The 16,125-nt window shown below is 59.9% G+C and carries 5 protein-coding genes and 2 pseudogenes; all 7 read right to left on the bottom strand.

The window, feature by feature from the left end; translation table 11 throughout:
- Positions 1–582: 582 nt before the first annotated feature.
- The gene (locus SA190iCDA_RS13975; protein ID WP_139159545.1) at positions 583–855 is read right to left on the bottom strand and encodes a hypothetical protein; all 273 of its coding nucleotides are present in this window, start codon (positions 853–855) and stop codon (positions 583–585) included.
- Positions 845–1,024, bottom strand: coding sequence for a hypothetical protein (locus SA190iCDA_RS13970; RefSeq protein ID WP_139159544.1), 180 nt, complete (start codon positions 1,022–1,024; stop codon positions 845–847). Before SA190iCDA_RS13970 ends, SA190iCDA_RS13975 begins: the two co-directional genes overlap by 11 nt.
- A 469-nt stretch (positions 1,025–1,493) precedes the next feature.
- Positions 1,494–3,379: pseudogene (locus tag SA190iCDA_RS13965) on the bottom strand (DUF637 domain-containing protein); the annotation flags it as partial.
- Between the two features lie 58 nt (positions 3,380–3,437).
- The gene (locus SA190iCDA_RS13960; protein WP_070887384.1) at positions 3,438–4,373 is read right to left on the bottom strand and encodes a PoNe immunity protein domain-containing protein; all 936 of its coding nucleotides are present in this window, start codon (positions 4,371–4,373) and stop codon (positions 3,438–3,440) included.
- Positions 4,370–12,850 carry a DUF637 domain-containing protein gene (locus SA190iCDA_RS13955; RefSeq protein ID WP_236100862.1) on the bottom strand — a complete coding sequence of 2,827 codons (8,481 nt, stop codon included), beginning with the start codon at positions 12,848–12,850 and terminating at the stop codon, positions 4,370–4,372. The genes SA190iCDA_RS13960 and SA190iCDA_RS13955 overlap by 4 nt, the downstream gene beginning before the upstream one ends.
- 3 nt (positions 12,851–12,853) lie before the next feature.
- Positions 12,854–15,148, bottom strand: a pseudogene (locus SA190iCDA_RS23480) (filamentous hemagglutinin N-terminal domain-containing protein); the annotation flags it as partial.
- Positions 15,149–15,286: 138 nt separating this feature from the next.
- Positions 15,287–15,934 carry a POTRA domain-containing protein gene (locus SA190iCDA_RS23245; RefSeq protein WP_083329884.1) on the bottom strand — a complete coding sequence of 216 codons (648 nt, stop codon included), beginning with the start codon at positions 15,932–15,934 and terminating at the stop codon, positions 15,287–15,289.
- Positions 15,935–16,125 lie beyond the last annotated feature (191 nt).

Raw genomic sequence — 16,125 nt, 5'->3', positions numbered from 1 at the left:
CAGCACATAACTTCGCATAATGTATATTATGTTAAATTAGATATGCGAGGCGGCTAACCGCTGGATCGGCCTGTGCCCCGTTTGCCTCCCACCTCGACAAAGATGGCACGTTGAGCCGCCTGGCATTTCTCCTCGCTCGACCTGCTGCTCTAGACATTCGCACCAGACATGTAAACCGCTGCCCCATCCTTGGGGCTTATGCAACAACGCACTGTCGCCGCTCATCAAGGCGTTCAGTCGTTTACTGTGGATTGTGGGGAGTGCTTGGGAAAATGCCTTGTGTAAGAATCGTACTGCCTGCATGAGTCTCGGGGGTTGGTTGGTTTGGCGACTACCAAACTGCCCGACTCATGCAGGCATCTTCAAGCTATCCGGTTGATCTGCATGGATATTTTGTGGGGATTCCTCAGACTCTGACCCCATCGATTTAGTCTGTCTCCTATTGCATTTACTATTGCATTGATTTGTCTTGTTCGGCTCTCGGCAGGATGGAGCTATCGCTGCGTGAAGAGGCTCACCGGCAAGCTCAGGTACTGGAGTAATTTTGTAGGGATTCCTCAGAACCTGCCCCTTTCTCTTTCTCTAGTCATCTTGCGATATTTTTTCTCCAGGCTGCTTACTTGTAGAGTTACTTAAAGAGCCAATGAGCACCAAAGCAACCGCCACCACAGTCACTATAATTCCCAGCCGCCAGGAGAAGCTCAGAGAAGGGCCTATCAGCCCAACTAAATCCAACTCCATCCCCTTAACGAGCCGAGTTAACAGAGCAGCAAAGAACATTGCAAAAAAGCTCATCACTGTCGATATGGAAAGCGTCTTAATCAGCCATAAAATCCATTGTTTTTTATTTTTCACCTTTCTTTTCCTCAACTATTAATAACGGGCCTACCCCTTCTGAAGCAGCCGCGCCAAAAATAACGCTGATATTTTCTTTTAAAGAGCTTGGCATAGAGTTTGGCAAAGAGTCTTTAACAACCTTCCCCGCAACAGCACCTGCTGCTGTACCAACTCCCGCACCAATCATCGCCCCAGTAGGATCAACTCCCTTAACTTGGCTACCAACGTACGCGCCACTAACACTAATCGCCTCCGTGGCAAGAAATCCCCTCCCTTGACTCAGTGCGCCGACAATCGCCGCTACAGTGGCATCAGTGTAACTAATGGAGTTTAAGTCCGTACTTAGTTGGTAACTGACGTTAGCCCCCCACCTATAGTTGCGCCTAGTGCTAGGGATCCTAATCTAGCGCCATTTCCCAACATGCCACCACCGGTAAGCACTGTCATTGCCCACGCTTTTAAAAGCTCCTTAGCCGGCTCTGGGCCATCATAACCATCGCCACGAGCCATTGCCTACAGGGCAGCCGATACTTCCTCTGGTGAGGCGCCCTGAACAGCCATATCTTGACCAAGAGAAGTAGCAGCTTGTCCATATTTAACAGCACCTGGCGGGACAAGGTCATAAATCCCAAACTCATTGTATTTGGTTCCATTTCAGCAACCACTCCAATCAATTGCGAGTTCATAGTAATTAAGCTCTTTTTCTCATTAAGACTCATGCCGTCGTATTGCTTCAGCAGGGTACTTATAAGCGCTTCATTTGCTCCGGCAGCTAATGCGCCAGTTCTAAAGTCAGCACCTATAGCTTCAGCGGCAAGCCCGCCCATGACGGCGTGCAAACCTATTTTCGATAGGCTGCTGTTCCCTAACTGGTAGTCGCGTGAGGTCTTGCCAACCAAATTGAATCCGGCCGCTGCAAAGGTATTAGCCAAGGTCGCCTGCAGAGCTTCATCCAGACTTCCATCACGGCCTAACGCCTTGTTCAAGATAGCGGATGTTCCATTTTGCAAGGCTTGATTTGCTGCAAATTGCCCAATACCGGTTGCACTCGATAGCCCACCGCTTGTCGCAACGGCACCGCTATTTGCCAAAGTGCCGGAGCCGCCGGCTGCACTGCTTGCCGAGCTTGAGGTCGTCTCAGTGCCCGTCCAGCCATCGTAAAGGCCAGCGGTAAGGCCAGCAGTTACACCAGCGACCGCATAGCCTTTTACGGCATCACTCGACGTGACGTCTTTGTAGATGGCACTCAGGTTACCCCGGTTGTTGATAGTACTGATCGCAGCATTACTAGCAGCGCCAGTGAGCACAGTCGTAGCTGCCAAATTGGCCCAGCCCGCCCCCTGGAGTGCGGCGCTGGTGCCGGCAGCCCATGCGCCACTGGCACCAGTGGCTGCGGCGGATGCGCCTGCCGTCGAGGCGCCGCTCGCTACCAATCCACTCGCCGCCCCCGCCGTGAAATACGCCACCGCAATGGCAATCACTATCTGTGCCCCAGCCCCCAACCCCGAGCTGCTGTACTTGAAGGAGTCGTGCACTTCCTTCACGCGGCGCCAATCCACGTCACCTCGGGCTTCGGCTTCTCTCAGCCAGGCCAGGTTGGGATCGGCCTTGACCATGGCCTCGATGGTCTGGCTGACCGACTGCAGGTTGACCTGCTTGATGTCGATCTTCAGGCCATCGACTGCCTTGATCACTAGGTCGCCCTGGGCGATCAGCTCGCTCTGGCGCAGGGTCTCGTCGGTCTTGCCCTTACCTTTGCTCGACTGCCAGGCCAGGCTGCTCTTGCTCTTCTCGCGGCTTTCCTGCTCGAGGTCTTTGACGCCCTCGAAGGTGATATCCCCGCCACTGACCAGGGTCAGGTCGTTATCGCTTTCCAGATGCGCACGCTGGTAGAGCTGATCGCCTTCGCTGACCAGGGTCAGGTCTCCACCCGTGGTGATCTCGCTGCCAACATTAGTGACCTGGGTGCTCTCGTTGCGCTTGAAGCTCTTGCGCCCGAAGCTGCCCTTTTTCTTCTTCTGGTAGAGCGAGTAGTCGTAGTCTTCGGCGCTGAGCAGGGCCAGGTTCTCACCAGCAACCAGGTAGGCTTCGTCGCCGGCCTGCAGCTTGCTAGCCGAAACCACCAGGTTGCTCTCGGCACTGACGGCGATATCGCCGCCCGCAATGATCTCGCTGGACTGCTGGCGAACCTGATCGCGCTGGTTGATGATCCTCTTGCTCTTGGAAAGGAAGTGGCTTTCGTTGGCGGCGGAAGCGATCAAGGCATCATTGCCTGCCACCAGGGCGACATCGCGCCCGGCCTCCAGGCGACTAGCGATCACGCCCAGGTCACGTCCAGGCTCAGGTTCAGTCGTTCCTTACTGGCGACGGCGTTGTCCATCAGGTAGCGGAACATCGCATCGTCACTGGTCAGGCCGGCGAGATAACGCTGGCCCGTGCGCGCCACGATGGCTTCGCGCACCAGACGCTGTTCATAGAGGCCATCGCCCAAGCGCTTTTGCGCCTGGTCGGGGTCATAGCCCAGCTTGCCCAGCAGGTAGTCGGGTTGATGAAGAGCGGCTCGGTCTTCAAAAATAAATATGCCTTTTTACATGCGCCTGTTATTCCGTCTTATCGCGTTCTTTTCCCACGAGGCGGGCGAACCACCCGCGCTTCGGCTCCGGTCGCACAGGATGTGTGCTCGGCCCATCCGGGCGTAGTAAGTCGCCGGGGTAGTGCTCGTGTCCCAGGCAGAGACTATCGTCCAGTCCGAACGCCTTGACGGCAGCGACCGCCTCAACGCACCAGCGGCCAAAGTAGCTGCCCTTCTCCAATGGGTGTTTTTCCGGGTCGCCATAGATATACCACCACAATTCGTCCTTGCCCTTACGCTTCAACTCCACGTACCAATGCTCGACAAAGTCGCGCAGCCACTCGGCCTGTTGTTCCTTCGGCGCGTTTATCGCCTTTAGCAAGCGCGCATAGGGTTTGGAATGAAGCAGCGCGCCACCGATACGACGTGACGGCTCGCGGCTGGCAATCACTCGATCGAGTAGCTCGTCCTCACCTTCACCGCCGATCAGCAGCAACAGGCGTTGCCACTGGTCATCCGAGATATCCAAGGCGAGTGCCAACCCCACCAACCAAAAACACCAGTTGTAGTGGTTGAGATCGCTCAATTTAAAGGTCCATGAGCGTGGATCGGCGTGACTGCGTGGATCATCGGTTGCCAGGGGTGCCGTTAAGAGATGACGATGATCCCAACCTTGGCCGGGATTCAGCTGTGCATTCAACTCGTTGGCCAGCCTGTTTGACAAATCCCAGGCATCGAGCAAGCCGGTAAAGTGCTGAGTTAAATTACGGACAGAATCACCTCGAGAATAGCGCTCGAGAAACAGGCGTATATGTTCAATAGCAGCATCAAAAGAATATTGGGGATCATAATTCTGATTTTTGCTGGGTAATCCCAAGGCATATAACATCTTCCGGGTACGCCCCTCACTGAAATCAACCCATTTATCCCAGTATGCTTGGTCTCCCAATGGCGCTCGAATCATAGTTTAGCTCCCGACAAATTCACATTCGGAATTAATATATTAGATGTATCTATCGGCTTCGATCTACCAACCGTATCGAGCACCTCAACAATTGTCGATCCATCCGGTCTAGTAGTTACAACCCAAGTCTCTGTACGAGCTGCCTTAATTGAGTCTGCGATATCCGCAGCTATCATTCTGTCCTCAACAGCTTTTTCTAATCGCCCCGATCCCAATGCCCAACTCTCACTGCCCTGCTTTCCGTCCAAGGTATCACCCAACCGTGTACTACCTTTGCCAGTCCCGTTACCCACAAACTTGTATTCAATCACTACATAATCCACATCTGCACGGTTGACCTTGTACAGGTCATCGATCCCCGTCTCACCCACGCCCGGGATGCGCGCTAGCTTTTCACCTTCAGGAATGATTTTCTTCACCGTCTGCTCGCCAAACAACTCACCCAGGGCCATTTTTTGCTCATTGGTCAACACCTTGAGATCAAGCAAGGGTTTACCACTCGGGTCGAAAACGCCCCCGCTTTTTGCAAAGGCCTGCTCGGCCAACTGATCGATGACGTCGTCCAGTTTCTTGCCAACAGACTCGGCAAGCTCAGCACTGACCTTGCCCCCCGCCTTGCCCACCGCGCCCGCCGCACCGGCGCTGGCCACGGCCGTCACCGTGCGCAGCAGCAGCATCGTTTCCTGGGCGGTGGAGACGTCCATGCCGTAGATGGCATTGAGTTTACCGGCGATGTTTTCGTTGAAAGCTGTCGCCGCGCCCTCGCCCAAGGCATTGCCGCTTTCGTGGAAACTATCCACGACGCCCTGAGGCGTGCCCTTGATGCCCTCCCAAAGGCCGTCTAGAACAGTGCCAGGCTGTTCGACGAGCAACCTACCCAGCTCGACTGCATCGTCCTTCAAGGCGATACCGGAGTCCTTGAATTCCTTCAGGACACCTGCGCTTAGGTCTCGGCTGATGCCGCTCTGGACGAAGTCTCTGTAGAACTTCGGATCGGCTGTATCGGCGAACATTTCCGGCCGGAACAGCTGCTGCCCCTGGGCGGTAAAGAGCGCTTGCCGCTCGCCGAGGTCATTGGTAAACGTCTGACCAGCACCCGCCAGGAAGGCTTGCGCCGTGCTGTCGTCGCCGTCGCTGAGCAGCCCACGCCATAGGTAGTCGACCTCCTTGAGGGCTTGTTGACTCAGGCGCTCCAGCGCCGCCTGTTCACTGATGCCCTGTTCCTCAGCAAAGCGCTTGGCGTTTTCCCTCAACCATTTTTCTTCAGCCGCATGTAGCTGCCGGTTATAAGCCGTCGCGTTCTTCGCCAGCTCCGCTGCCTTGGCCGGATCGCCACCGGTGGCCGTCGCCGCAGCCACGCCAATCAATTGCGACACCATCAGCTCTAGGCCTTTGTCGCCTTTGATCACGCCAGTAAGCTGTTCGACCAGCAGTTCGTTGGCACCGCCAGCCAGCGCCCCTGTCTTGAAGTCACCACCAGTCGCCTCGCTGAGTAAACCGCCCATCACAGAATGCAGAGCGATTTTTTCAGGGCTGCCATCATCCCAATTGATGTTCTTCAGCCACTTGCCATCGGCAAAGTCACCCACGCTGTGGAAGACGCCAGCCTGCAACAAGTGCTGCATTTGGCCGGTCAAGGCCGTCTGCAAATTGTCACCCAGGCTGCCGCCTTGGATAGCGGTTTGCGCTACGGCCTGTACCGCGCCCTGCGCGCCGAGATAGGAGCCGAACTTGGCCAGCTCACTGGCCTTGCTGAGGTTGAAGCCTTTGGTGATCTTATTGACATTGTCACCCGTAACACCAAAGGCGCTATCCAGCACTCCCGAGGTGAAACCTGCGGTGATGGCCGAGGACGCGTAGCCTTTGAGGTTGTCGCTGGAGGTCACATCCTTGAGTACCGCTCCAAGGTTACCTCGGTTATTGATAGCGCTGATCGCGGCATTGCTGGTCGCACCGGTAGCCGCTGCCGTAAGCGCTACGTTGGCCCAACCGGCTGCAACCGTTGACCCCGCTGTGGCACCGGCGGCCACAGCAGACGCCGTGGCCGTGCCTGATGCGGCCATTGCAGTACCTGAGCCGGCGGCAGCGGTCGCGCCGCCTAAAGAGCCAATACCCTGGCTGAGCAGGGGACCTGCAAAATACGCCACAACAATCGCGATCACTATCTGCGCCCCAACCCCCAACCCGGAGCTGCTGTACTTGAAGGAGTCGTGCACTTCCTTCACGCGGCGCCAATCCACGTCACCTCGGGCTTCGGCTTCTTTCAGCCAGGCCAGGTTGGGGTCGGCCTTGACCATGGCCTCGATGGTCTGGCTGACCGACTGCTGGTTGACCTGCTTGATATCGATCTTCAGGCCATCGACGGCCTTGATCACCAGGTCGCCCTGGGCAATCAGCTCGCTCTGGCGCAAGGTCTCTTCGGTCTTGCCCTTACCTTTGCTCGACTGCCAGGCCAGGCTGCTCTTGCTCTTCTCGCGGCTTTCCTGCTCGAGGTCTTTGACGCCCTCGAAGGTGATATCCCCGCCACTGACCAGGGTCAGGTCGTTACCGCTTTGCAGATGGGCGCGCTGGTAGAGCTGGTCGCCTTCGCTGACCAGGGTCAGATCGCCGCCCGTGGTGATCTCGCTGCCGACATTGGTGACCTGGGTGCTCTCGTTGCGCTTGAAGCTCTTGCGCCCGAAGCTGCCCTTTTTCTTCTTCTGGTAGAGCGAGTAGTCGTAGTCTTCGGCGCTGAGCAGGGCCAGGTTCTCACCGGCAACCAGGTAGGCTTCGTCACCGGCCTGCAGCTTGCTGGCCGCAACCACCAGGTTGCTCTCGGCACTGACGGCGATATCGCCGCCCGCAATGATCTCGCTGGACTGCTGGCGAACCTGATCGCGCTGGTTGATGACCCTCTTGCTCTTGGAAAGGAAGTGGCTTTCGTTGGCAGCGGAGGCAATCAAGGCATCATTGCCTGCCGCCAAGGCGACATCACGCCCCGCCTCCAGGCGGCTGGCGATCACGCCCAGGTCACGCCCGGCGCTGATATCCAGATCGCGCCCGGCGCTGACCTGGGCGCCCACCTGGGCCACCCGCTCGTTGAGGTAATGACGACCGCGAGCCTGGCTGACACGCTCTTCTACCGAGCTGATGTTGACGTCACGCCCGGCCTCGATGGTCAGGTCGCCCCGGCTGGCCAGCACACCGCCCAGGTTGCTGAAGTCGCGCCCTGCTATAAGGCTCAGATCGTTGGCGGCTTCGATGCGCGCGGCGCTGTCGACGAAGTCCTGGATCGTGCGGTTATTGCCGTGGCTGGTTTGGTGGCGTGTCACGCTGCGTTCGTTGACTACATCTCCCGTCAGCGCGATCAGGCTGACATCGCGCCCAGCGATGATGCCGCCCTGGGCGTTGCGGATGCTGTCGGTCGCCAGCAGTTGCAGGCGCTTGCCCGCCTCGACCAGGCCGCTGTTGTGGATGTTGCCGGCCGTGGCATTGAGGTTTTCGCTGGCGCGCAGGGTGCCCTGGTTGACCAGTTCGCCGCCGCTGATCAGCGTGACGTCGCGGCCCTGGAACAGCGCTCCGTTGGCAGCCAGGCGACCTTTGGCCTGGGCCAGGTAGAGCACGGGTACCAGCACCTTCTCGCCCGCCACCTCGTGCTCTTCGAGCCAGACGATGTCGTGAGTCAGCGCCGCCACCTGTTGGGCGCTCAAGGTCACGCCCAGGCTCAGGTTCAGCCGTTCCTTGCTCGCAACAGCGTTATCCATCAGATAACGAAACATCGCTTCGTCGCTGGTCAGGCCGGCGAGATAGCGCTGGCCAGTGCGTGCCACGATGGCCTCACGTACAAGACGCTGTTCGTAGAGTCCATCGCCCAAACGCTTTTGCGCCTGGTCCGGGTCATAGCCCAGCTTGCCCAGCAGATAGTCGGAGTTGACGAATTGCTTGAGGTCGGTCAGCGCCGGGTTGGTTTCGATCAGATATTTGTGCCGAACAGGCGGCGCGGCATTGCCTGGCAGGTTCTGGACACCTACAACCTGGGGTAAATCAACGTTCGGTAAACCCACCGCCGCAGGGCCGCCTTGCAGACTCCAAGCACTCCCAGTTGCCGTTACAGGAGCCTGCGAAGCCTGATTTGCATTGACGCTCACCGAACTCAAGCTGCCAACTGCGTTCGGCCTTGCGTCTACACCTTGCATAGTACTGGCGCGCCCAGAGAGCGCTGTTTGATGGCTCAGGCGGAACAGGCCGTTCTCGCCTTGCGGCAGGGTGAAGCCGGGGAGCGTTAGCGGGTTGACTTGTTTTTGCTGCAGGTCTGGGGGGAGTTGGGGGTTAAGCAGAACCACGGTGGTTTTGCCAGTGCCCTTAGCTGTGGTGTTGCCTACTCGGCCGGTTCCACTCTGTAGCGCGGTGTTTTCCCTAAGCAGGCCATTTTCCAGCCTGTTTGTCGCGTTGATGACGATATTTCCGCCCGCCTGCATGATACCTGGGTAGGACGTACTGCCAGACGTTGTGATTTCAACGTCACTCACCAGCCTGTAGTTGTTTAGGCGCGAAGGAAGGGCCAACAGGTTATTCGCGTCATATAGAGACTCTTCAACTGAATAGGCGGTCCCTACATAAGCACCTGTGACAGAGTCCTGATACTCATAAATATCTCCGCCATACTCAGGATAAAAATCAACCCATACAATCAAAGCCAGCCGAATCTCTCCTGAGCTGGTTACATAGTATTTATTCGGAAAATCTGGACTATTACGCCGATTGTAAGGCGTAACAGTGCCACTAATGAAACGTCCGACTGAACCATCTGTCGTAGCGGCGTTGTAAATTCGCGTCCGCTCAATCGTGCCGCTTACTGCACCTTGGTTGGTGAATTCAGCTGTATTGACGTTGAGATTTCTGACAGCAGATACAGTGCTGCTCTGATTGAAAAAACGACTGCCCTGAAAATAAAAATCGCGGCCAGCCAGTATCGCTGATGACGGCGTGCCCCCTATAACTTCACTCTTATACGTCTCTCTCGCAATATAATCGACATTGTAATTATCCCCTTTGCAATCATGACAGCGAACTGCAATAAACCCTGACACCAAGGTTCGCCCGATACTGAACACATCACTGCGATTAATTAATGCAGCGGCATGTACAGAGACATCGCCAGCGCCTTCGATAGTCGAGGAAATATTCTCGACCGTGCTTGCATTACTCAGTTGATCATCGCCTGCAATGCTCAACGCCCCCAGGCTGTATACATCCCCATACTTATTAGTGAAGTTATCCACCCGCAGCGCCATATCTTCGCCACTGAAGATCAACCCCCTCTCGTTGAGCAGGTTGGGCGCCACGAGCCGCAGCGTCTCGCTGCTGCCCAAGGTGCCGTAGTTGTTCAAGGTGGCGGCGCTGACGGTCAGCCCACCGGCCGAGGTCAGTCTCCCGCGGTTGGTCAGGGTGCCCGTGCTGCTGATGATGCTCACCCCGCCGCCACTGATGCGGGCGGCGCTCGCCAGGTCGAGGCTGGCGGCTTTCAGGTTCAGCGCACCGAGGCTGGTCACCTGCCCGGCACCGCTGTAGGCACCGCTCAGGTCGAGGCTGAAGCTGCCGTCGCTGGCCAGCAGGCCGTCGTTGATCCAGGTGCCGCCGCTGCCGCTCAGGGACTGGCTGGCCAGCAACTGGCCCGTGGCGGTCTGGGTGAAGGTGCCGATGTTCAGCACCAGGCGCCCGGCTTGCAGCACGCCAGTGTTGGTCCAGCTATCGGCTGTCAGGCTGAGCAGGCCGTTGGTGCTGAGGTCACCACCAGCGCCCATGACCTGGGCGGCGCTGAGGCCGAAGTTGCCGGTGCCGACATGCAGGATACTGCCGCCGCTGCTCTGCAGGCTGGCGGTGTCGAGCACGAGGTGGGTGTTGGCGGTTTCGATGCGGCCCTGGCGGTTGTCCAGGCTGCTAGCGGTGATACGGGTATCACCGCTGCTGCCCAATGCACGCAGGCTGCCGTTGCGGTTGTCCAGGCCAGCGCTGGCCAGGCGCAGGCTGCTGGTGCTTTCGACGATGCCGTAAGTATTGTTCAGCGCTCCCGACAGGCCGAAGTCGATGCGCCCGGCCGCCACCTTGCCACCCTGCCCCGAGGCGGCGCCCTGGTTGTTGAAATCGCCGGCGATCACGCCGAGCAACTGGTGGGCATACAGGCCACCACCCTGGTTGTTGAAGATGGCGCGGCCCAGGTCGATCGCGCTGCTGCCGCTCACGGCAGAGAGGTGCCCGCCGCGGTTGTTCAGGCCCTGGGCCTCGACGCTCAGCGTCTGCGCCTGGGTGGTGCCGCCGTCGTTGTCGAACAGCCCGGCGCTGACCAGCTTGAGCCAGCCGGTCAGGCTGCTGAGCACGCCGCCACGGTTGTCGATACGCGTGGCGCCTTGCAGGTCGAGGTTGCCGCCGCGGCTCTGGAGTTGGCCGTTCTGGTTATCCAGCTTGCCATCCAGGGTGAGCAGCAGGTCCCCCTGGCTGCTCAGGCTGCCGGCGGTGTTGTCGAGGTCTTGTGCGCGGATGCTGATGGTTCCGAGCTGGCTGTGGATCAGGCCGCCGCCTGCATTGTTCAGGGCGCCGGTCAGCAGCAGGTTCAGGCCATTGCGTGCAGCGACGGTGCCACCATTGGCGTTATTCAAACTGCTGGCAGTCAGGTCGAGCAGGTTCTGGCTGATCAGGCTGCCGCTCTGGTTGTCGACAGCCTGGGCCTTGAGCACCAGCGGGTCGGCACTGGCCAGCTTGCCCTGCTGGCCATTGAGCAGTTCGCCCGTAAGGGTGAGGCCGAGCGCCGCGCCACTGGTGAACTGGCCGGCGCGGTTGTCCAGGCTGGCCGCGTTCAGGCTGGCTGCTTTGCCACTGCCGATCTGCCCGGCGTTGTTGTTCACCGCCCCGGTATTGGCCGTCAGGCTGCCTTGGCTGTCGATCAGGCCGTGGCCGCTGTTGTCGAGCGCGCCGCTCAGGCGCAGGTCGAGATCGCCGCCGCTGGAGACGATGCCCTTGGCGCTGTTGTCCAGGCTGCCGGCCTCGATCTCGAGCGCTGCCTTGCTGACCAGAGCGCCTTCACCGCTGTTGTTCAACACGCCCTGGCTGCCGTCGAGCTTGACCATCAGCGCGCCACCCCGGCTGGAGACGGTGCCGCGTGCGCTGTTGTCCAGGTTGCCAGCGGCGATATCCACGCCCTGCCAGCCGGAGATCAGCCCGCCTGCGGCGTTACGCACATCGCCAGTGCCCACATCGAGACCGAGCTTACCGGCACTGATGATGCGGCCCTGCTCGCCGTTGTCGATGGCACTGGCGAGCAGCCGATAACCCTGGGTGCTGGAGACTTCTCCGCCATCGCGGTTGTCCAGCTTGCCCAGCGCCTGCAGGCTCAACGGGCCGTTGGCCGTGAGCAAACCGCCACGGTTGTCCAGGTCGCCGCCCTTGAGGTCGATGTGCACACCCGCTTCGCCGATCAGCCGGCCCTGGCGCTGGATCAGTTGGCTGACGGTCAGGCGCAGGTCTTTCTTGGCCGAGAGTTCGCCACCGCTGTTACCGAGGTCGCGGCTGGAGTCCAGGCGGCTGGCCGTCAGGTCGAGGGCATCGGCACTGGTGATCAGGCCATTGTCGCGGTTGTCGACCGCGCTGGCCGTCATGTTGAGGGCCTGGCGGCTGCTGATCACACCTGCGCGGTTATCCAGGTCGCCTGACTTGAGCACGAACCCTGCCTGGCTGAGCAGACGGCCGCCCTGGTTGTTCAGGACGCCGGTCGTCACCTGCAGCTCGGCACCGCTGGCCAGCAGGCCGGCGTTGGCGTTGTCCAACTCGGCTGCTTCAACGTTCAACGCCTGGGCCGCCGACAGGGTGCCCTGGTCGTGGTTGGCCAGCTTGCCGGTAAGCTTGATCTGCATATCGCCCTTGCTGGCCAGCACCCCGGCGGCGGCGTTGTCCAGGCTGGCCGCCGTCACTTCCAGGCTGCCGGCCGAGAGCACGCCCTTGAGGCTGTTCTTCAGCAGTTGGGTGATCTGCAGTTGCAGCGCCTGGGCACTGATCACCCGGCCCGCGCTGTTGTCAAGCTCGCGGGCCTTGAGCAGAAAGCCCTGGCTGCTGGAGATTTCACCACCGGCGCTGTTGTCGACCTTGCCGAGGTTCTTCAGCAGCAAGGCCCCCGGCGTGGCGATCAGGCCCTGGCCGCTGTTATCGAGGTCACCGCCCTGCAGGTCGAGGGTCAGCGCGCTTTCGCTGACCAGCTCACCACCCGCGTGCTGATCCAGCGCCGTGGCGCTGACCTGGGCTGTGCCCTTGGCGGCGATCCGGCCCTGGTCGTGGTTGTTGAGCTGGGTGGCATTCAGTGAAAGGTCGCCAGCGGCGGTGATCCCACCCTGGCCGTGATTATCGAGCTGCCCAGTTTCAATGCTCAGCGTCTGCCCGGCACTGATGCTACCGGCATGGCTATTGTTCAGGCTGCTGTTACGGATGCTCAGTTGACCATCGCTGACCACCACGCCCCCCTGGTTGTTCAGGGTGCCCCCCGTAACGCCCAGTGCCGCGCCACTGGAAAGCAGACCAGCCGCCTGGTTATCGATGCGAGCGGCTTCGATCTGCAGGCCATTGGCCGCGAGAATTCGGCCCTGACTCTGGTTGTTCAAGGCCCCCTCGAGCTGCACACCAATCGTTCGCTGACTCGTCAGGGTGCCGCCAGCGCTGTTGTCCAGGCTGCCACCGCGCAAAATCAAGCCATCACGCCCGGCGAGCACACCCTTGGCATTATTCAGCAAACGCTGAACGTACAGCTCCAGCCCCTGATCCGCGACGATCAGACCAGCGCCGCTGTTATCCAGCACGGCAGCGGGTTGCCCGCTATCGGCCTGGACTCGAACCACTGCCAGGCCGGGCGTGGAAATTTCCCCGCCCGTGTTGAGCAGGGCTTCGCCAGCGACGATCTGCAAGGCTTCAGTAGCGGCAATCAAGCCACCCTGGCTGTTATCCAAGCGTTTGCCTTCCAGGGTTAGCCGGCCCTGGCTGAGCAATTCACCGCCGTTGGCCTGCTCGAGGTGATCGATCTTCGCATCGAGATCTCCCCTAGCGCTGACCTGCCCTTGATTACGGTTGTCCAGGCCGGCCAGTTCAAGACTCACGTTCCCCTTGCCACTGAGCGTGCCGCCCTGGTTGTCCAGGCGGCCCCGATTCAGACTGAGCACTCCGTCAGCCTGAATCCTGCCACCTCGGTTGTCCGTCGCTGCCTCGTTCAGGCTGAGACTGGCGTGGCTCGATAGCAGACCATCGTCGCTGTTGTCGACGGAGGCCGCACGAATACGCTGTGAGCCTTGGCTGACCAGCGTTCCCTGGCCGTGGTTATCGAGGTGGCCGCTGAGCGTGACGCCGAGGCTCCCCTGACTGGCCAGGGTCCCTTTACCGCTGTTGTCCAAATCGCCTGCTGTAACGTCCAGACGCTCCTGGGCAAACACCGTACCTTGCCGATTGTCGAGCGCACCGTCAGCCGCTACGGCGATGTCCACTTGCTTGGCAGCCATCTGCCCGCTGCGGTTGTCCACGTCCCCCGCCACCACACTCAAAGCAGCATCGCCGCGCACCTGGCCCTGACGGTTATCCAACTGCGCTGCATCGATTCGGGTAAGCGTCTTGGCACTGAGCGTGCCACCCTGATTGTCCAGGCGCTGGCTGGCCTTGACCTCCAGTTGGCGATTGCCGATCAGGCTGCCGGCATTGCGCACCTGCTGCGCCTCGATGCGCAGATCCGCCGCCGTGCGGCTGTTGTCGGCCCTGACGCCGGCCTCGACCAGGCCCTGGTTGATCACCTGCCCCGCCTTGAGCTGAACATCCCCCGCCGCAGCCAGGCTCTGTTGCACCTGGAGCGAACCCTGCGCGCCGAGCCTGGCCTGGCCGGCGGCGTAGGTCTTACCAGTCAGCGCCATCTCACCCGCCTCGATGGCCAGGTCGCCAGCGGTCGAGGTCTGCGCCAGGCTCAGCTTGCCACTGGCATCGATCTGGATATCCCCGGCACTGGCGGCCATATCACCGGCCAGTTTCACGCCCACGCCCGCCTCTGTGCCGACCAGACGAATCGCGCCGGCGTACATGCCGCCCAAGGCCGAGCTGTCGATGGCCAGTTGCGGCTGTTGGGAGCCGTCATCGGCCTTGGCAGTGGCCTGCAGGGTGGCCACATCGACCTCGTTGCGGCCAGCGATGATGTTCAGGCGCTTGGCGTGGATCTCGGCGTTGATCTGCGCGCTGCGGGTGATCAGGTCGAATTGGTCGACGTTGCTGGCATTGAGGCCAGCGCCTTCGATGGCGATGTCGCCGCCATTGACGTCGAAGCCCTGCAGGCGGCCATTGTTGACCACCGGCGCGCCGGTGCTCAGGGTCGCCCGCGGGGTGTTGATGAAACCGCAGCCGTCGCAGGTGATGCCGTGGGGGTTGGCGACGATGACGTGCGCTGCCTGCCCGGCCACTTCCGTGTAGCCCTTGAGCTGGCTGCGGTTGCTGCCGGTCACTTCGTTGAGGATGACGCCGGCGGCTCGCCCCTGCAGGTTCGGGTTGCCAATGATGATGCCGCCCTGCTGGGTGCTCTGCAGCCGCTCGGTGGCGTTGTTGAGGATCAGCCCCTGCTGGCCGACGTTGTAGTCGGTGAACTTGTTGTGCGACAGGCCGCTGCCATTGGGCGTGGCGATATTGACGATGGGCACGCCATTGCCGGCCTGGTCGAGGCTGGTATTGCCGCCGGCCTGGGCGTCAACCGTCAGTTGCGCCGCAGTGGCGACGATGGGGTTGAGGAACATGACGCCGGCAACGATCAGGGCGATGTTCTGGAAAAACGGGCTGCGAACGTCCATGTCAGGGTGCTCCAGGGTGTAAGCGAATCGGCAATCAGAAGAACAGGTCGAAACGGAAATACACCGGGCGCTCGCGCTCGGTGATCACGTCGGGGCGTTCCAGGGAGGCCGCTGGCGGCCTATATCGGCGTTGACGAAGGCTGTGCCGATATAGGCCGTGGTTGAATCCCAGTTGCCATTAGCTGGCGCGGTTGCCCGACTGATCGATGTGCTTACCGAGGATGAGCTTTGCTCACGCAGGTTGAGGACCTTGCCGGGAAAGCTCATGGCCTGCTCGCGGTCAATCGCCAGGGCAGAACTGTCGAGGCCTTCTAGGCGGCCTTCGACCACGGTGATCATCGGGGTAAGGGCCGACAGATCCTGCTGCGGCAAGTAGGCCCGGGTGGTCACGTAACCATGGTCGACATGATGGTTGGTGATCGCCTTGAGCAGCTCGTTGAGCTGGCTGGCGCCCAAACAGCTGTCGGCGAACGGGGCGAGAATGGTGCTGCGATCGGCCTCGGACAGCAGGCTGGCGCCGCTGATCTCGATCTGTTCGATGGCGAAGCAGCGCTCGTTTCCGGATGTCGGGGGCACGCTCGGTTCGGCGTGCTTGCCTGGCAACTGCTGGAGTTCCTGCAGGCGCTCCTGAGGCTTGCGGATTAGCTCACGCTCTCCCATCGTCTGCGCCATAGATAGCGTAGGCAGAAAAATAACTAAACGTATGTACAGCGAGCTGCGGTCTGCGTACATGCATTTCGTCCATGAAAGGCAAAAGTGGCGTCAAAACAGCGTGCATCTAAACAGATGGCCGTATGCCATCAAACTATGATTTTGTGAAGATTTAGTGAAAGCGACGCGCTAACCAGTAACTCTGCACGAATCAGCTTCAGGCTGAGCGAATGAAAAGAACGCACTGATCACATCATGAACACCCCCGTCTT

This window comes from Pseudomonas argentinensis (assembly GCF_001839655.2).
Classification (GTDB): domain Bacteria; phylum Pseudomonadota; class Gammaproteobacteria; order Pseudomonadales; family Pseudomonadaceae; genus Aquipseudomonas; species Aquipseudomonas argentinensis_B.
The sequence above is the reverse complement of the archived record's forward strand: the minus strand, read 5'-3'. Positions and strand labels throughout refer to the sequence as shown.

What these genes read in the sequence shown, in the direction of transcription:
- SA190iCDA_RS23245 (WP_083329884.1), bottom strand. Translation starts at nt 15,934, where the DNA reads ATGTACGCAGACCGCAGCTCGCTGTACATACGTTTAGTTATTTTTCTG.
- SA190iCDA_RS13960 (WP_070887384.1), bottom strand. Translation starts at nt 4,373, where the DNA reads ATGATTCGAGCGCCATTGGGAGACCAAGCATACTGGGATAAATGGGTT.
- SA190iCDA_RS13970 (WP_139159544.1), bottom strand. Translation starts at nt 1,024, where the DNA reads ATGATTGGTGCGGGAGTTGGTACAGCAGCAGGTGCTGTTGCGGGGAAG.